The sequence below is a fragment of the Streptomyces sp. NPDC017520 genome (assembly GCF_044329855.1).
Lineage (GTDB): Bacteria > Actinomycetota > Actinomycetes > Streptomycetales > Streptomycetaceae > Streptomyces.
The window spans coordinates 32715-49040 of sequence record NZ_JBIRKB010000015.1 but is presented as its reverse complement, the minus strand read 5'-3'; the positions used below and the strand labels follow the sequence as shown (position 1 = coordinate 49040).

General features: G+C 71.7%; 14 protein-coding genes, 1 tRNA gene and 1 pseudogene. 11 read left to right on the top strand and 5 right to left on the bottom strand.

Annotation, left to right across the window (positions count from 1 at the left end; translation table 11 throughout):
- The first annotated feature begins 79 nt into the window (after positions 1-79).
- A complete protein-coding gene (rlmB, locus tag ACH4KB_RS29270; protein WP_398068854.1) occupies positions 80-1036 on the top strand; it encodes a 23S rRNA (guanosine(2251)-2'-O)-methyltransferase RlmB in 957 nt (318 codons plus the stop codon).
- Positions 1037-1286: 250 nt separating this feature from the next.
- A complete protein-coding gene (locus ACH4KB_RS29265; protein WP_398068853.1) occupies positions 1287-2921 on the top strand; it encodes a DoxX family membrane protein in 1635 nt (544 codons plus the stop codon).
- Positions 2922-3047: 126 nt separating this feature from the next.
- On the opposite strand, the gene ACH4KB_RS29260 is transcribed toward ACH4KB_RS29265, so the two are convergent.
- The 5 genes and pseudogenes from ACH4KB_RS29260 to ACH4KB_RS29240 all read right to left on the bottom strand — a co-directional run.
- A complete protein-coding gene (locus ACH4KB_RS29260) occupies positions 3048-3764 on the bottom strand; it encodes an NDP-sugar synthase (RefSeq protein WP_397925040.1) in 717 nt (238 codons plus the stop codon).
- Between the two features lie 75 nt (positions 3765-3839).
- Entirely contained in the window at positions 3840-4253 is a 414-nt protein-coding gene (locus ACH4KB_RS29255) for a hypothetical protein (RefSeq protein WP_398068852.1), read from the bottom strand.
- A 250-nt stretch (positions 4254-4503) separates the two neighbouring features.
- Positions 4504-5640 carry an ABC transporter ATP-binding protein gene (locus ACH4KB_RS29250; protein WP_398068851.1) on the bottom strand — a complete coding sequence of 379 codons (1137 nt, stop codon included), beginning with the start codon at positions 5638-5640 and terminating at the stop codon, positions 4504-4506.
- A gap of 276 nt (positions 5641-5916) precedes the next feature.
- Positions 5917-6477, bottom strand: a complete 561-nt coding sequence (locus tag ACH4KB_RS29245; RefSeq protein WP_398068971.1) for a hypothetical protein — start codon at positions 6475-6477, stop codon at positions 5917-5919.
- A 128-nt stretch (positions 6478-6605) separates the two neighbouring features.
- Positions 6606-6794, bottom strand: a pseudogene (locus tag ACH4KB_RS29240) (helix-turn-helix domain-containing protein); the annotation flags it as partial.
- 202 nt (positions 6795-6996) lie between these two features.
- Between ACH4KB_RS29240 and ACH4KB_RS29235 the strand changes: the two are divergent.
- From ACH4KB_RS29235 to ACH4KB_RS29195, 9 genes are all read left to right on the top strand, one after another.
- A tRNA-Thr gene (locus ACH4KB_RS29235) sits at positions 6997-7069 on the top strand.
- Positions 7070-7209: 140 nt separating this feature from the next.
- Positions 7210-8235, top strand: a complete 1026-nt coding sequence (locus ACH4KB_RS29230) for a helix-turn-helix domain-containing protein (protein ID WP_398068959.1) — start codon at positions 7210-7212, stop codon at positions 8233-8235.
- Positions 8236-8537: 302 nt separating this feature from the next.
- Positions 8538-9068 carry a toxin-antitoxin system HicB family antitoxin gene (locus ACH4KB_RS29225; protein WP_398068850.1) on the top strand — a complete coding sequence of 177 codons (531 nt, stop codon included), beginning with the start codon at positions 8538-8540 and terminating at the stop codon, positions 9066-9068.
- A gap of 201 nt (positions 9069-9269) precedes the next feature.
- A complete protein-coding gene (locus tag ACH4KB_RS29220; RefSeq protein WP_398068849.1) occupies positions 9270-10160 on the top strand; it encodes a DUF4097 family beta strand repeat-containing protein in 891 nt (296 codons plus the stop codon).
- 214 nt (positions 10161-10374) lie between these two features.
- Positions 10375-11370 carry an ATP-binding cassette domain-containing protein gene (locus ACH4KB_RS29215; protein WP_398068848.1) on the top strand — a complete coding sequence of 332 codons (996 nt, stop codon included), beginning with the start codon at positions 10375-10377 and terminating at the stop codon, positions 11368-11370.
- Positions 11367-12158: an ABC transporter permease gene (locus ACH4KB_RS29210; RefSeq protein WP_398068847.1), complete on the top strand. Its 792-nt coding sequence runs from the start codon at positions 11367-11369 to the stop codon at positions 12156-12158. Before ACH4KB_RS29215 ends, ACH4KB_RS29210 begins: the two co-directional genes overlap by 4 nt.
- 130 nt (positions 12159-12288) lie before the next feature.
- On the top strand, positions 12289-13233 hold the full coding sequence (locus tag ACH4KB_RS29205) for a cytochrome P450 (protein ID WP_398068846.1): 945 nt from the start codon (positions 12289-12291) through the stop codon (positions 13231-13233).
- A 338-nt stretch (positions 13234-13571) separates the two neighbouring features.
- Positions 13572-14486: a diiron oxygenase gene (locus tag ACH4KB_RS29200; RefSeq protein ID WP_398068845.1), complete on the top strand. Its 915-nt coding sequence runs from the start codon at positions 13572-13574 to the stop codon at positions 14484-14486.
- A gap of 9 nt (positions 14487-14495) precedes the next feature.
- Positions 14496-16166 carry an FAD-dependent oxidoreductase gene (locus ACH4KB_RS29195; RefSeq protein ID WP_398068844.1) on the top strand — a complete coding sequence of 557 codons (1671 nt, stop codon included), beginning with the start codon at positions 14496-14498 and terminating at the stop codon, positions 16164-16166.
- Positions 16167-16326: the final 160 nt, after the last annotated feature.

Here is a 16326-nt window from a genome sequence, read left to right as displayed (position 1 = left end):
AGATGGTGCCGCCCGGCGATCCGGGCGGCACACTTTCCTTATACGTACGTACGTCTGAAAGCAACGAAACAGGTAGATCATGGCCGGGAACAGCCAACGCAGGAACCGCCGCACGTCCAACAAGAAGGGCATGCAGGTCGGCAGCGGTGGCCAGCGACGCCGTGGTCTCGAAGGCAAGGGACCGACGCCGCCGGCCTCCGCCCGCAAGGGACACAAGAAGAACCGGATCGCCGGCGCCCAGGCCAAGCAGGCCGCCGCCCGCCGCCCCGCCCCCCGGCGCGGCGGCGTCAAGGGCACCTCGGAGATGGTCGTCGGCCGCAACCCGGTCTACGAGGCCCTGCGCGACGGCGTGCCCGCCACCACCCTCTACGTCCAGCAGTACATCGACAACGACGAGCGCGTCCGCGACGCCCTCAAGCTCGCGAGCGAGCGCGGCAACATCAACCTGATGGAAGCCCCGCGCCCCGAGCTGGACCGGATGACGAACGGCCTGAACCACCAAGGCCTCGTCCTCCAGGTCCCGCCGTACGAGTACGCGCACCCGGAGGACCTCACCGCCGCCGCGTACGACAACAACGAGGACCCGCTGATCGTCGCCCTCGACGGGGTGACCGACCCGCGCAACCTCGGCGCCATCGTCCGCTCGGTCTCCGCGTTCGGCGGCCACGGCGTGGTCGTCCCCGAGCGCCGCGCGGCCGGCATGACCGCCGGTGCGTGGAAGTCCTCCGCCGGCACGGCGGCCCGCACGCCCGTCTCCCGGGTCACCAACCTCACCCGCGCCCTGGAGGGCTACCAGAAGGCGGGACTCACCGTCGTCGGCCTCGCCGCCGACGGCGAGCACACGGTCGAGGACCTGGAGCAGCTCGCGGGCCCGGTCGTCATCGTCATCGGCAGCGAGGGCAAGGGCCTCGGCCGTCTCGTCAGCGAGACCTGCGACTACCGGGTGCGGATCTCGATGCCGGGCGGCGCGGAGTCGCTCAACGCCGGCGTCGCGGCGGGCATCGTGCTGTACGAGGTGGCGCGCCGCCGCGGATAGCCGTCCGGCGGGCCCCGGGCCGGCCCGGGGCCGACCCGGGGCCCGCCGACCCGCCGGTACCACCGCGTCCGCGAGGCCGGGCGCGTCAGCGCGCGTCACGACGCGCGCGGCAACCGGGCCGCCCGCCCGGCGAGTCGACGCGCGAACCCGAACACAATTCCAGGTTGCCCGAGTTTGGCCTGATCTTGACGGGTCTCGGACACATCCGGTGCGGTCAAGGCAGTGTCCTAAACACACATCACTCGGTTAGATGAGTGTGGACACCAGAACGCCTCGGTTCGACGAGCAACCCGCCGCCCTGAGCATGACCAAGGTGGACAGCGACCCCGCGCAGGTCATCGTCAACCACGCCAGCTTCCGGGTGCAGCTCGCCCCGGGCCAGCGCACACGGCTGCGCGGTGCCCCCGCGGAAACGGCCCGCATCCCAGCCATGAGCGGCCCCGGCGGAGGCCGCAGGCGGGCACCGGTCGTCTGGAGCGGAAAGTCCGCTCCCGGCGACCCCGGCGCGACAGGCCTCCTCCAAGCCGTGCGCAACTCCACCGCGGGCCGCCTCGACGCCGGACTCGGCGGGGCCTCCGGGAGCGGGCACGGGGCGGGCGCGACGCAGGTCATCCCCCTCCTGGAGGAGACACAGCCCAACCCCGTACTGACCGCCCCCCACCCGCCAGGACACACCGGCCCCCTGCTGCCGCCCATGCGGCAGGCCGTCGGCGCGTACGACCCGGCCGAGGGACCCGACGACCTCGACAGGACCGGCACCCCCGGCGACGACGACTACGACGAGGCCGACGAAACCGCCGACTCCCGCGCCCGACAGGGCGTGGGCGACCCCGTCCGGCACGCCTACTACCCCGGCCACCGGATGAACCTGGGCGTCGTCCTGCTCCCCATGCGGGTGCTCCTCGGCTTCATCTCCATCTACGCCGGCATGGGCAAGCTGAGCGACCCCGTCTACTTCGACGGCGGCGAGCGCGGCTCGATGGTCAAGTGGCTGACCTCCCTGCACCCCTGGGCGATGGCCGAACCACTGCGCGACTTCGCGCTCTCCCACCCGGTCGGCGCCGGCCTGACCGTCGCCTTCCTCCAGGTCGTCGTCGGCGTACTCACCGTCCTCGGCCTCTGGCAGCGGGTCGCCGCCGCGTTCGGCGCGCTGCTCTCCGCCGCACTGCTGGTGACCGTGAGCTGGCGCTCGGTCGCCGTGTACGACGCACCCGACATCATCCTCCTCGCCGCCTGGAGCCCGCTGATCATCGCCGGCGCACCCGTCTACTCCGTGGACGGCCGACTGGCCGGAGAAGCCTGGCGCAAGCTCGGCCCGCGCTCCGAGATCTGGGACCTGCGCCGCCGAGTCCTGCGCCGCGGCACCGTCATCGCGACCGTCGTCGTCGGCTGCACCCTGCTCATCGGCTCCATCCTCGGCGGCGCGGTCCGCTCCAGCGAGGTCGTCACCGTCCCCGGACGCAACGACAACCCCACCAACCGCCTCCCCGGCATGCCGCTGCCCCAGGAGTCCACCGGCGAGCGCCAGGCCTCCCGTACGCCCGACCAGCGGCGACAGCCGGAGCCCAGCCGCACCGGCGCGGCCACCACCCCCGCCGACGGCCGGGCCACACCGGGCGCGACGCGCGACACCGGCGGCCAGAGCACCGGTTCGGACACCCAGCCCAGCCAGACCCAGGGCACCGACCAAGCACCCCCGCAGCAGTCCACCCCGCAGGAGCCCCCGGCGGCCACCAGCGCCGGACCCACCTCATCCGGCTCCACCGGCGACGCCTCCTCCGGCGGCGGCGAACCGGCCCCCACCGGCGGCTCGACCTCCACCGGCGGCGAGGGATCGACCACGGGCGGCGGCGGCCGGAACCCCATCGGCGGCCTCCTCGGCTGACCCCACACGACCCCGCACGACCCCGCACGACATCGGAAAAGGGGCGGCCCCCACCCGGGCGGAAGAACCGGGTGGGGGCCGCCCCTCCGTGTGAAGACGAGATCCCGGGCGGGGAGGCGACGGCTGTCAGCCCTCGTGGGAGCCGAGCTCGCGGGCCGCCTCCGTCAGGTCCTTCGCCGTGTCGATGGCCCGCCAGTACGCCCCGTTCGGCAACGGATACCCGGCCAGCCGACGCTCGCGGGCGAGACGCGGAAACGTGGTCCGCTCATGGTCGCCCCGGTCCGGCAGCAGCTTCGTGAACGCCGGCGAGAACACATACACCCCGGCATTGATCAGATACGGGGAGGGCGGCGACTCGATGAAGTCGGTGATGTGCCCGAACGCGTCCGTCTCCACAGCACCCCACGGGATCCGGGGCCGGGCGAGAGCCAGGGTGGCGGTGGCGTCACGCTCCGCGTGGAAGGCCGCCATCTCCCGCAGGGAGAAACGGGTCCAGATGTCACCGTTCGTGGCGTACCAGGGCTGCTCCGGATCGGGCAGCCGCCCGGCCGCGTACTTCAGACCGCCGCCGCGACCCAGAGGCTCGGTCTCCACGACGGTGGTGACCCGGAGCGGCAACACGGCGGCGTCCAGCCACTCCTGGAGCACCTCGGCGAGATGCCCACAGGAGACCACGGCATCGGTGACCCCCTCAGCGGCCAGCCAGGACAGCTGATGGCCGATGATCGGAGTCCCGGTCCCGGGAATCTCCACCATCGGCTTGGGGCGGTCGTCGGTGTACGGCCGCAGCCGCGACCCCTGGCCACCGGCAAGGATCACGGCCTGCGTCGGATACGTATGCATGGCAGGCACGATATGCGGTGCCCGCCGGACAGAAGGCGACGCTCCGCGCGACCGCCCCCCCCGGACTGGGAGTACTCAGCTGAACTGCGCGACGCCGGAGGCGAACGAGGTGTCGCAGACGGGCCGGGAGAAGCGGTGCGCCCGGGTCGGACCGTACTGCTCGACGGCCGCCTTGCCGAGAGCCTTCGCGATCGACATGCAGTGGCGGGCGAGCGAGGGACGCTGCTCGACGGCGCGCTGAAGGCCCGTGAGCGCGACGCCCGGGTCCTTCTCCCGCAGCTCCACGAGCAGCTTCTCGCGCAGGACGTCCTGCGGGGCATGCGGCTTCGCCGGCTTGGACACGGTCTCCGACGAGGCGGCCAGCAGCTGGGAGTCGTTGTCCGACTCCGCCCACTGGACACTGGTGACCGCGAGGGTCCCGGACAGAACCATGACGACGGGCAGGACGAGAGCGAGGGATCGGCCGATGCGGCGCGCGGTGTGGGTCACGCAGCGAGCGTAGCGGCCAGTGATGACCTGGCGACAATTCGTCACCCTTGCGGGGGATGGTTCGACGCGCCCTTTCGAATACGGGCTTGACGAACCGGGGTGAAATGCCCGTGAAATGCCCTGTGTGTCGGGGCATTTGCCGCCGCCCGGCACCGAAACCCAAACCCACCGGGACCACGCAAACGGCCCCGCACCCCCTTGCGAGGAGTGCGGAGCCGGGCGTACGGCAGGTGGGGCGGGGGGCGGGGCGTCAGTTGGTGAGACGCTCGCCCGTGGAGGTCGCGAAGACGTGCAGCTCGTCCGCGCGCGGGACGACGTGCAGCTCCGTGCCCTTCTCCGGGACGGCACGGCCACCGACGCGGACGACCAGGTCCTTGTGCTCGCCGGCGACCTGCGCGCCACCGTAGACGAAGCCGTCGGCGCCGAGCTCCTCGACCACGTTGACGGAGACGGCGAGACCGGCCGGCGCGTCCGAGGAGTCCTTGGTCAGCGACTTCGCGGCAGCGCCGCCGTGCTCGACGATGTCGAAGTGCTCGGGGCGGATACCGACCGTCACCGTGGTGTCACCGCGGTCCGCGGCGGCGGTGAGCGCCTCACGGGAGACCGGGACGACGCTGTTGCCGAACTTCACGCCGCCGTCGGTGATCGGGACCTCGACGAGGTTCATCGCGGGGGAGCCGATGAAGCCGGCGACGAAGAGGTTCGCGGGCCGGTCGTACATGTTGCGCGGCGAGTCGACCTGCTGGAGCAGCCCGTCCTTCAGCACCGCGACCCGGTCGCCCATGGTGAGGGCCTCGACCTGGTCGTGGGTGACGTACACCGTGGTGATGCCGAGACGGCGCTGCAACGAGGCGATCTGCGTACGGGTGGAGACACGGAGCTTGGCGTCGAGGTTCGACAGCGGCTCGTCCATGAGGAAGACCTGCGGCTCACGCACGATGGCCCGGCCCATCGCCACACGCTGACGCTGACCACCGGAGAGCGCCTTCGGCTTGCGGTCCAGGTAGTCGGTGAGGTCCAGCATCTTGGCGGCCTCTTCGACCTTCGCCCGGATCTCGGTCTTGTTGATACCGGCGATCTTCAGCGCGAAGCCCATGTTGTCCGCGACGGACATGTGCGGGTAGAGCGCGTAGTTCTGGAACACCATGGCGATGTCCCGGTCCTTCGGCGGCAGGTGCGTGACGTCGCGGTCACCGATGCGGATCGCACCGCCGTTGACGTCCTCAAGACCCGCGAGCATGCGCAGGGAGGTCGACTTGCCACAACCGGAGGGACCGACGAGGACGAGGAACTCACCGTCCGCGATGTCGATCTCCAGCTGGTCCACGGCCGGCTTCGTGGAGCCGGGGTAGACGCGGGACGCCTTGTCGAACGTGACACTGGCCATGCTGAATCTTCTCCTCAACCGGCAGGAACGTGCCGGACGATCCGAGTAGGGAGTGGTCTGGTCCACAGACGCGAACCTGCCGTGACGCTACCTGGCGTTCATATGTTCTGTCAGTACCTCTTGGGTCACGAAAGCGGCCCGTGGACCCGAAGACGCCAGAGCAATGCACTTTTGACCCGCCCCGTGTTAGAGGAGCTTCCTGCTTCGGCGCCCGTCGCCGACCGGACGCCACCCTGAAGGCGACACCCCGCCGGTCTGACACGGACTCCCCAGGCATCACGGCCGACGGCCCGTCGGTCCGGCTGCACACTTTCCTGCGTATCCACCTGCCGCACCCGAACAGATCCCCGGGCGCCTCACGCCGACTATGCCGTCAGCACCACGTCCGGCATCTCGGACGACTTGATCCCCGTCGTCCAGCGTGACCAGAGCCGCCAGCCCGAGGTCCAGACCGACCGCTTTCGGCGCACCGCCATCCCGCAGAAACACCGGCGGCAGCGGCTCCATCCGCTCCTCCACCAGCACGGAGACGAAGAAGCGCCCCGCCCGGTCACGGCTCACGGTCAGCTTCACCGGCCGCACCCCCGCCGGAAGCGGCCGGGACCACCGGACACGCAGCGGCCCGGACTGCTTGGCCAACGCGATCAGCCCCGTACCCGGCCGCTCCGGGTCCTCCACCCAGCGGAAGCCCGTACGGACGTAGGTCGCGGAGTCACGGGAACGGCCCTTCTTCTTACGCTTCGGCTGTCTCCCCGAGCCCTTGAAGAACCGCCCGAACGCGGCGTCGAGATGCGGAGCGCCTGCTGGAGGACCGTCGAGGGCACCTCCTGCAGCCATTGCGTCCCCTCGGCGTTCCGCCAGCCCGTGAGAGCCCGGCAGGACTCGGCGAACCCGAGCGCCACCCGGTGCTCGCGCCAGGCCTTGTCCCGCAGGGCGAGGCCCTCGTTGTAGGCCCAGCGGCAGGCGCCGAAGGTCTTGATCAGCTGCTCGGCCTGGGTGGGGGAGGGGTAGCAGCGGTACCGGTAGACACGCTGGCGGGTGTCCGCCTCCGGTGTCCGCCTCCGGCGTCCGCCGCTGCATCGGCACGGCCACCCGCTGCTGATGCTTGATCCGGTCGGGAACGCCCAGCGCCTCGCGTTTGATGCGCTGCGCATCCACGCCGGTGACGCGGAGCCGTCCGTCCTCCCCTGCGGCCTCGACCACGGCCCCTCCGCCTGTCCGATAGTCGGATGGCACGTCAGTGCGTTCAACGAACAGGTGAGTGGGAGGTTACGGCCGTCCGATATGCCTGTCCGTGGGGGAGCGGGGCTGTGTAGAGTTGTGGCGTCTTGGTGCGCGCTTCTGGCGCGCGTCCTTGCCGCCTTAGCTCAGTTGGAAGAGCTCTCCACTTGTAATGGAACGGTCGTCGGTTCGATTCCGACAGGCGGCTCAGCGTGGAGCCCGGGTCAGATGTACTTCTGACCCGGGCTTCTTCCGTTTCCGGGTGGCGCATGCCCGTTGAGTCCTTGTTTATCGGACCTTTATCGCGTTTCCCCAGGCTCGCAAGGAGCCGAACTCATGGGGGACCACATGCTCCGCATCCACTTCAGCGACGTGGATCTGGCCAGGACCCGGATGGCCCCCGCGCCCGACCCCCTCTTCGAGATCGCCGCGAGCCTGCACCGGCTGCAGTCCAGCCGAGGCCGCTGGGCGCATGCCGGGTGGTATCGGACGGCGCGGCGGGATCTGCGGGAGAAGGGCCTGGAACGGGCCTTGCGGAGCGTGCTGCTGCCTCTGTATCCCCGGGCCGCGTACTTCCCGGACTTCCTCACGCCGTCCACCGGGGTGGACGGGCTGGAAGCGGGTCTTGAGGCGCTCCTGGCCACTCCCGCGCGGCGGGTCGAGGAGGAGATCACCCTCTTCGACCGGCTCATCGGGGCGCCCGAATGGGCCGGGCGACTGGCCGAGCGCGGAGCGCGTCAGGAGTTCGTCGGGGTACTGCGCGCGTACTACGCCGCCGCCGTCGTGCCCCAGCAGGAACGTATCCAGGCTCGCATCGAGGCCGAGCGGGCGGTGCGTGGCCGTGGTCTTCTGCACGGTGGAGTGGAGGGGATGCTCGCCGGGCTCGGGCCGATGCTGCGCTGGCGTGCGCCCGTGCTGGAGGTCGCGTATCCCCGGCAGACGCGGGACCGGGATCTCCATCTGAACGGTCGTGGGCTCACTCTGGTCCCCTCGTACTTCAACTGGGGTGAGCCGGTCGCGTTCGCCGATCCGGGGCTGCCGCCGGTGCTCTGGTATTCGCTGCTGCATGAGCCGCCGGCCCGTCCTCTGCGGGAGGAGGACCCGGAGCGTTCGCTGGCCCATCTGCTCGGGCGGGCCCGGGCGGGGGCGCTGCGGGCGGCGGCGGGCGGTGCCACCACGGGGGAGATCGCCCGTGCCGCCGGGGTCTCGGCGTCCGCCGCCAGCAGGCATGCCACCGTGCTGCGTGACGCGGGGCTCATCACGACGGCCCGCATCGGCTCCGCCGTTCTGCACACCCTCACCCCTACCGGCGCGTCCGTCCTGCGGGCCGCCCGGTCCGGGGCGGGCGAGGAGATCGTGGACGCGCCGCGCTGAGCGGGCGGGTGCGGTGTCGCCCGGGAGGGCCACCGCGCGGTGTGAGGGGCGGGGTGGTCGGTGGTGGGCGTGCTGTGTGCGGCGGAGCAGGCAGCTGAAGGGGATGCGTAGGCACCAGGTGGCGCCGTGTGATGCCAGGTGGTGCCAAGTGGTGTTGTTGTGGTGCCATCTTGGGGTGTCTTGGTTGCCTCTGTGGTGTCGCCTCGACTTCTCTGGTTGTGATGTTGCAGGTCAGGGGCTTCTTTAGGTGGGGTGAGCCAGGGTGGCTCGACGTGGTGCCATTCGTGTGCCATGATGGCGTCATGGACCTCACCCCCTACGTCGACAATCTCCGGCGGGAACTCGCCGTCGCCGCGGATGCCAGCGGTGACGAAGCCCGCGCCCTGGCCGAACGGCTCAGTGCTCCTCTGGAGTCCGCCGTCCGGCTGACCCTGCTCAACGTGCTCTCCGCGGCCATGGGTGACGTCACCCGGGAGCTGGCCCCCGGTTCGGTCGACGTACGGCTGCGCGGGCTCGATCCCGAGTTCGTGGTGACGCCGCCGCCGGTGCCCGAGCCGGAGCCGGTGCGGGAGGAGCGGGAGGCGGTCGTGGCTCCCTCGGTGGTGGCTCCTTCGGCCGGGGAGGCCGACGACGGCACCATGGTGCGGATCAACCTCCGTCTCCCCGCCCACCTCAAGGGCCGCGCCGAGAGCGCCGCTGCGGCGGAGGGGCTGTCGGTCAACGCCTGGCTCGTGCGGGCGGTGTCCGTGTCCCTCGACGGCGGGGGGCGCGCGAGCGCGACGGGCCGGGGCAGGGACTCGGGCGGTCGCGGCTTCACCGGCTGGGTCCGCTAGGCCTGCTGGGTCTGCCGGGCCTGCTGGGTCTGCCGGGCCTGTTGGGCCCGCTAGGCCTGCTGGGCCCGCTGGGTCTGCTGGGCCTGCGCTGGGTCCGCTGGGCCGCCTCTTCGTAGGCGGCGCCCTTTCACCGGCGGATCGCCGATCCGGCCGACGTCACTGATCATTCAGCACTCACCGAGCCAAGAGGACGGGACAGCCATGCCTTCTTTCGATACCCCCGAGCCGATCTCCGCCGTCATCGAGCTGGACGCCGGCACCGCCCGCATCACCGCCGGCAAGCGCACCGACACGGTTGTCGAGGTGCTGCCGGGCAGCGGGTCCGACGAGGACGACGTACGCGCCGTGCAGCAGACCCAGGTCTCCTGCTCGGGTGGCCGTCTCACCGTCAGAACCCCCAAGAAGCGCTCCCTGTTCGGCAAGCCGGGCGCCGTCGTGGTGAGCATCGAACTGCCCGCGGGGTCCGATGTGCGCGGCACCTCCGCACTGGGCGGCTTCTTCGGCGAGGGGCCGCTCGGCGAGGTGCGGCTCAGGACCTCGCTCGGCGACCTCCAGGTGGAGGAGGCGGCCCGCGTCGAGCTCAGGACCGACCACGGCGACATCCGCCTGGTCCGCTCCACCGGGGACGCCGAGGTCATCGGCTCGGGCCGGGTCGAGGTCGGCGCCGTCGCCGGGGCGGCGGTCGTCAAGAACGGCAACGGCGCGACCGGGATCGACGAGGTCGGCGGTGTCCTCAAGGTCAACGCGGCCAACGGCGACATCTCCGTGGGCGTCGCGCACAGCGACGTCGTCGCCAAGTCCGCCAACGGGCGCATCGAGATCGGCGTCGCACGGGCCGGGGTCGACGCGACCTCCTCCAACGGGCGCATCCGCGTCGGCGACGTGACCCGCGGCCGCATCGCCCTGCGCACCTCCGTCGGCGACCTCGAAGTGGGCATCCACGAGGGCACCGCCGCCTGGCTCGACCTGAACCCCAAGTTCGGCACCGTACGCAACTCGCTCGGCGCCGCCGCCGGGCCCGAGGACTCCGACGAGACCGTCGAGGTGCACGCCCGGAGCGGGGCCGGCGACATCATCGTCCGCCGTGCCTGAGTGCGTTGTGCCCGAGGCCGCTGTGCCCGAGGCCGCTGTGTCCGAGACGGTCGTGTCCGAGGCCGCCGTGCCCGAGTGCGTCGCGCCCGACTCCGTCGTGGCTGGGGCCGCCGCTCCCGACTGCGCTGCGGCCGGCCCCCGCCGAGCTCGCCCCCCGTTCCGTCCACGCCCGACTCGCCGCTCACGCAAGGGCACCAGCACGAAGGGAACCAGCATGACTGTCACCCGGGCCTCCGCGCCGCTCGCAGCCCAGGCGATCACCGCCACCGGACTGCGCAAGTCCTACGGCGACAAGGCCGTCCTGGACGGCATCGACCTGGCCGTCCCGGCCGGCACGGTCTTCGCACTGCTCGGCCCCAACGGCGCCGGCAAGACCACCGCCGTCAAGATTCTCTCCACCCTCATCTCCCCCGGCGCCGGCTCCGGCGAGATCCGCGTCGGCGGACACGACCTCGCCACCGACGCCCAGGCCATCCGCGCCGCGATCGGCGTCACCGGCCAGTTCTCCGCCGTCGACGGGCTGATCACCGGCGAGGAGAACATGCTCCTCATGGCCGACCTCCACCACCTGCCCCGGCGTGAGGGGCGGCGGGTTGCCGCCGAACTCCTGGAGCGTTTCGACCTGATGGAGGCGGCGAGGAAGCCCGCCGCGGGCTACTCCGGCGGTATGAAGCGGCGCCTCGACATCGCGATGACCCTGGTCGGTTCCCCGCAAATCATCTTCCTCGACGAACCGACCACCGGCCTCGACCCGCGCTCCCGCCACACCATGTGGGGGATCATCCGCGAGCTGGTCTCCGGTGGCGTCACCGTCTTCCTCACCACCCAGTACCTCGAAGAAGCCGACGAGCTGGCCGACCGCATCGCCGTCCTCAACGACGGGAGGATCGCCGCCGAGGGCAGTGCCGATGAGCTCAAGCGGATCGTCCCCGGCGGCCACGTCAAGCTCCGCTTCACCGACCCGGACGCCTACCGGTCCGCCGCCTCCGCGCTGCGCGAAGTCACCCGCGACGACGAGTCCCTGTCGCTCCAGATCCCCAGCGACGGCACCCAGCGCGAACTGCGCTCCATCCTCGACTGGCTGGACTCGGCCGGTGTCGAGGCCGACGAACTGACCGTGCACACGCCCGACCTCGACGACGTGTTCTTCGCCCTCACCGGCTCCGGCGTGCCCGCCCGGGACAACCAGCCGAAGGAGAACCTCCGATGAGCACCCTCGCCCTCGCCGTCCGCGACACCAACACCATGCTGCGCCGCAACCTCCTGCACGCCCGGCGCTACCCCTCCCTCACCCTGAACCTGCTCCTCACGCCTGTCATGCTCCTGCTGCTTTTCGTCTACATCTTCGGCGACGTGATGAGCGCGGGCATCGGCGGCGGAGGGGGCGGCCGTGCCGCGTACATCGCCTACATCGTCCCGGGCATCCTGCTGCTGACCGTCGGAGCCACCGTGGTCGGGACCGCCGTGTCCGTCTCCACCGACATGTCCGAGGGCGTCATCGCCCGCTTCCGCACCATGGCGATCCACCGCGGTTCGGTGATCACCGGGCACGTCGTCGGCAGCGTGCTCCAGAGCGTGCTGAGCGTGGTCCTGGTCGGCGCGGTCGCCGTGGCCATCGGCTTCCGCTCCACGGACGCCACGCTCGTGGAGTGGCTGGCCGCTTTCGGGCTGCTCGTGCTCTTCTCCGCCGCCCTCACCTGGGTCGCGGTCGGCATGGGGCTCATCAGTCCGAACGCCGAGGCCGCCAGCAACAACGCCCTGCCGATGGTGCTGCTCCCGATGCTGTCCAGCGCCTTCATCCCGGTGGAGACGATGCCGGGCTGGTTCCGGCCGATCGCCGAGTACCAGCCCTTCACCCCGGCCATCGAGACCTTGCGCGGTCTGCTGCTCGGCAGCGAGATCGGCCACAACGGCTGGCTGGCCGTGGGCTGGAGTCTCGGGCTCGTGGTGCTCGGCTACTTCTGGGCGACCTCGAAGTTCGCCCAGGACCCCCGGTGAGTTCCCGCCCAGGTGTCGTGGCCCCGGTGGCGTGGCCCCGATGACTTCGGCTCCGGCGTCTCGATAGCTCAAGTGTCTCGATCCGATGTCTCGATCCGATGTCTCGATCCGACGACCTGGAGAGAACCTGATGGCGTACGACCCGGCCACCGACTCCGTGCCCACCGACTCCGTGCCCACCGACTCCGCGACCGCCGACGATCCGCCCGCCCTGCCTGCCGACCGGCACACCGGCTGCCCCTTCGATCCGCCCGCCGCGCTCATCGCGCTGAGCGACCGGCCGGTCCGCCTCCGCTACGCCGACGGGCACGTGGGCCGGCTGGTCACCGGGCACGCCGCGGCCCGCGCGGTGCTGGCCGATCCGCGCTTCAGCTCCCGCTACGAGCTCCTGCACCTCCCGCTGGCGATGGAGGGCGCGCCGGGGGAGCTGCCGCCGGCGCCCGTCGGGGACATCATCGGCCTGGACGCCCCGGAGCACACCCGCTACCGCAGGCTGCTCGCCGGCCGGTTCACCGTGCGCCGGATGCGTCAACTGACCGGCCGTGTCGAGCGGTTCACCGCCGACTGCCTGGATGCCATGGAGCAGGCCGGGCCGACGGCCGACCTGGTGGAGGCCTTCGCCCGGCCCGTGCCCACGCTGGTGATCTGCGAGCTGCTCGGCGTGCCCTACGCCGACCGGGGGCGCTTTCTGGGGCTGGTCGAGGTCATCTTCGACCAGGTGGCCGACGCCGGGGCCAGGGACGAGGCTTACGCGGGGCTGCTCCGGTACGTCGGTGAACTCGTCCTTGGCAAGCGGGCCGAGCCCACCGACGACCTGCTCAGCGACCTCGCGGCCCCTGGGCCCGGCCGGCTCGACATCCGTCGCCGGGCCACCGGGCATCTCTCCTTCGGTCACGGCCCCCATCAGTGCCTCGGTCAACAGCTCGCCCGGGTCGATATGACCGTCGCGCTTCCGGCGCTCTTCGCCCGCTTTCCCTCCCTGCGCCTCGCGGTCCCGCCGGGGGAAGTGCCGCTGCGTGAACGCTCCAGCATCTACGGAGTGGTCTCCCTGCCGGTCGCCTGGGGGGAGGAATAGCGCCGAACTGCCCTTGGGGCGTGGAGAGACGGTGAGTGTCCGTACCGATTTCTACCGGGGGGTAGGCGGCCCGGGATCCTTGTTATACCTTGCGTCTAACAAGGATCCCGGGCCGGCCGGTGTCCGGCCCGGCGCGGGCCGCCGCCCCCGGCCCGGTGATCCCGAACGGCACACAGCACGACCGACCCCGTGCAGTACAGGGCACCCAGCACGACCCCGACCCCGTACAGCGCGAGCCGACTCCGTACAGCGCGAGCCGACTCCGTACGCGCCGGTCGGCCGACGTACGCACCTCACCACGATCGAGGATCACCGCACTCGACCCAAGGAGCCGCAGCATGGCCGGCAGCACCGTTCCGTCGAAGGTCCAGGAGAGCCCGGAGGGCGACGACGTCGCGCGGCGGCTGCTCGACTCGGCCGCGCAGCTGGCGTACGACCCGGCCACCGAGGTGGACTGGGAGACGCCGCTGGACAAGGAGTTCCACGGCGCGAGCCCGGAGTGGTGCAGTCTCTACGGGACGGCGTACTGGGGCGAGTTGTCCGAGGGGCAGCGCAAGGAGCTCACCCGGCAGGAGGCGGCCTCGGTCGCCAGCACCGGGATCTGGTTCGAGATGATCCTCCAGCAGATGGTGCTGCGCGACATCTACATGAAGAACCCGGCGGGCGCGGAGTTCCAGTGGGCGCTCACCGAGATAGCCGAGGAGTGCCGCCACTCGATCATGTTCGCGCGCGGTGCGCAGAAGCTCGGGGCGCCCCACTACCGGCCCCGCCGTGCGGTGATGGAGCTGGGCAGGGCCTTCAAGACGCTGGCGTTCGGCGAGGCGGCGTACGCGGCGATCCTGGTCGCCGAGGAAGTGCTCGACGTGATGCAGCGGGACTGGATGCGCGACGAGCGGGTCGTGCCGTTCGTCCGCACGATCAACAACATCCATGTGGTGGAGGAGTCCCGGCACATGAAGTTCGCCCGGGACGAGACCCTCAAGCGCCTGGCGGGTGCCGGGTGGGCGCGCCGGCAGCTCAACGCGTTCGTCGTCGCCGTCGCCTCGTACTTCATCGTGACCAGCATGGTGAACCCGGAGGTCTACCGGCAGGCCGGGCTGGACAAGCGGCGTGCGCTGGCCGCCGCCAAGGGCAACGAGCACCACAAGTCCATGATGCGGTCCAGTTGTTCGGGGCTGATGGACTTCCTGGCCTCCGCCCGCCTTCTCACCAAGCCCGCCCTCGCGTTCTACAAGCGCGCGAACCTGATCTGAGCCGGGGTCATGACCTACGCCATCACCCAGACCTGTTGCAACGACGCCACCTGCGTGGCCGTCTGCCCGGTCAACTGCATCCACCCGACGCCCGAGGAACGCGCCTTCGGCAGTACGGAGATGCTCCACATCGACCCGCGGGCGTGCATCGACTGCGGGGCCTGCGCGGACGCCTGCCCGGTGGACGCGATCTTCCCGGTGGACTCGCTGTCCGCCGCGCAGCGGGAGTACGCGGACATCAACGCCGCCTATTACGAGGGCGGGGAGCCGGCCGCCGCAGAGGTCGACGGGCCGAACTTCCACGTCTGGGGCGAGCCGGTCTTCGGGCGCAGCCTGCCGTCCGACTTCGGGCCGCTGCGGGTGGCCGTCGTCGGCACCGGGCCCGCCGGGATGTACGCGGCGCAGGACCTGCTGCTGCACACCGCCGCCGAGGTGACCCTGATCGACCGGCTGCCGGTGGCCGGTGGGCTCGTCCGGTACGGCGTGGCCCCCGACCACCCCGCGACGAAGAAGGTGGGCGACGCCTTCTCCCGTTTCCACTCCCACCCCCGGGTCCGGATGCACCTGGGCGTCGAGGTGGGCCGGGAGGTCACGGCGGAGGAGCTGGCCGCCCACCACGACGCGGTGATCTACGCGGTCGGCGCCTCAACGGACCGGCGGCTCGGCATCCCCGGCGAGGAAGGGCCCGGATGCCTGTCGGCGACCGCGTTCGTCGCCTGGTACAACGCCCACCCGGAGGCCGTCGCGCAGGGCGTCGACCTGTCCGCCGAGCGGGTCGTCGTGGTGGGCAACGGCAACGTCGCCCTCGACGTCGCCCGGATCCTGGTCGCCGACCCGGAGGCGCTCGCGGGCACGGACATCGCCGCCCACGCGCTGGAGGCGCTGCGGGCGAGCCGGGTCCGCGAGGTGGTGGTGCTGGGGCGGCGGGGGCCCGGGGACGCGGCGTACACCCGCTCCGAACTCCTCGCGTTGAAGCATCTGCCGGGCGTGGAGCTGGTGGTGGACGACCACGATCCGCGTACGGCGGCGGCGATCGACGTGGCCGGTGCGGGCGACCGGGCCGGGCTGCTCCGGGGGCTCGCCCGGGCGCGGACGGCCGCCGCGTCCCCCGGGCGAGGTCGAGGGGCGGACCGGCGCATCGTGCTCCGCTTCCACTCCGAGCCGGTGGAGGTCCTGGGTGAGGCGGGCGCGCGTTCCGTGCGGGTCACCGACGGCGGCGGCGAGGGTGTGGTGGATCTGGCCGCCGGAATGCTGCTGCGGGCCATTGGATACCGGGGGTTGCCGGTCCCCGGGCTGCCGTTCGACGAGGCCTCGGGCACCGTCCCGCACGAGGGCGGCCGGGTCGCGGGGCTGCCCGGCGCCTATGTGGTCGGCTGGATCAAGCGAGGGCCCTCCGGCGGGATCGGGGCGAACCGCACCTGCGCGGCCGAGACGGTCGGCACACTCCTGGCCGACGCGGTCGTCGGGACGCTGCCCGCCCCGACGGGCGACGCCAAGGCGTTCCGGCGCCTGACCCGACGGCGTAACCGCCGGGTGGTGGACGCCCGGGGCCTGGCCGCGATCGACCGTGCCGAACGGGACCGGGGGCGGCGCGACGGGCGGCCCCGGGTGAAGCTCGCCACCGTCGAGGAGCTGGTCGCGACGGCGAGAGCGGGGCGGCTGCTGAGGCTGACCCGTTGACCCGTTGACCCGTTGGCCCGCCGCTTGCTGACGCGCCACTTGCTGACGCGCTGACCCCGCGTCGTGACCGGGGTGCCGGGTCACCGGGCGAAGTCCGGCCCGTAGTGCGGCCCGTGGTCCGGCCCGTAGTGCGGCCCGTGGTCCGGCGGTTGAGCCGTCG

What these genes read in the sequence shown, in the direction of transcription:
- ACH4KB_RS29205 (WP_398068846.1), top strand. Translation starts at nt 12,289, where the DNA reads ATGGCGTACGACCCGGCCACCGACTCCGTGCCCACCGACTCCGTGCCC.
- ACH4KB_RS29250 (WP_398068851.1), bottom strand. Translation starts at nt 5,640, where the DNA reads ATGGCCAGTGTCACGTTCGACAAGGCGTCCCGCGTCTACCCCGGCTCC.
- rlmB (WP_398068854.1), top strand. Translation starts at nt 80, where the DNA reads ATGGCCGGGAACAGCCAACGCAGGAACCGCCGCACGTCCAACAAGAAG.
- ACH4KB_RS29195 (WP_398068844.1), top strand. Translation starts at nt 14,496, where the DNA reads ATGACCTACGCCATCACCCAGACCTGTTGCAACGACGCCACCTGCGTG.
- ACH4KB_RS29265 (WP_398068853.1), top strand. Translation starts at nt 1,287, where the DNA reads ATGAGTGTGGACACCAGAACGCCTCGGTTCGACGAGCAACCCGCCGCC.
- ACH4KB_RS29220 (WP_398068849.1), top strand. Translation starts at nt 9,270, where the DNA reads ATGCCTTCTTTCGATACCCCCGAGCCGATCTCCGCCGTCATCGAGCTG.
- ACH4KB_RS29230 (WP_398068959.1), top strand. Translation starts at nt 7,210, where the DNA reads ATGCTCCGCATCCACTTCAGCGACGTGGATCTGGCCAGGACCCGGATG.
- ACH4KB_RS29260 (WP_397925040.1), bottom strand. Translation starts at nt 3,764, where the DNA reads ATGCATACGTATCCGACGCAGGCCGTGATCCTTGCCGGTGGCCAGGGG.
- ACH4KB_RS29245 (WP_398068971.1), bottom strand. Translation starts at nt 6,477, where the DNA reads ATGGCTGCAGGAGGTGCCCTCGACGGTCCTCCAGCAGGCGCTCCGCAT.
- ACH4KB_RS29215 (WP_398068848.1), top strand. Translation starts at nt 10,375, where the DNA reads ATGACTGTCACCCGGGCCTCCGCGCCGCTCGCAGCCCAGGCGATCACC.
- ACH4KB_RS29210 (WP_398068847.1), top strand. Translation starts at nt 11,367, where the DNA reads ATGAGCACCCTCGCCCTCGCCGTCCGCGACACCAACACCATGCTGCGC.
- ACH4KB_RS29225 (WP_398068850.1), top strand. Translation starts at nt 8,538, where the DNA reads ATGGACCTCACCCCCTACGTCGACAATCTCCGGCGGGAACTCGCCGTC.
- ACH4KB_RS29200 (WP_398068845.1), top strand. Translation starts at nt 13,572, where the DNA reads ATGGCCGGCAGCACCGTTCCGTCGAAGGTCCAGGAGAGCCCGGAGGGC.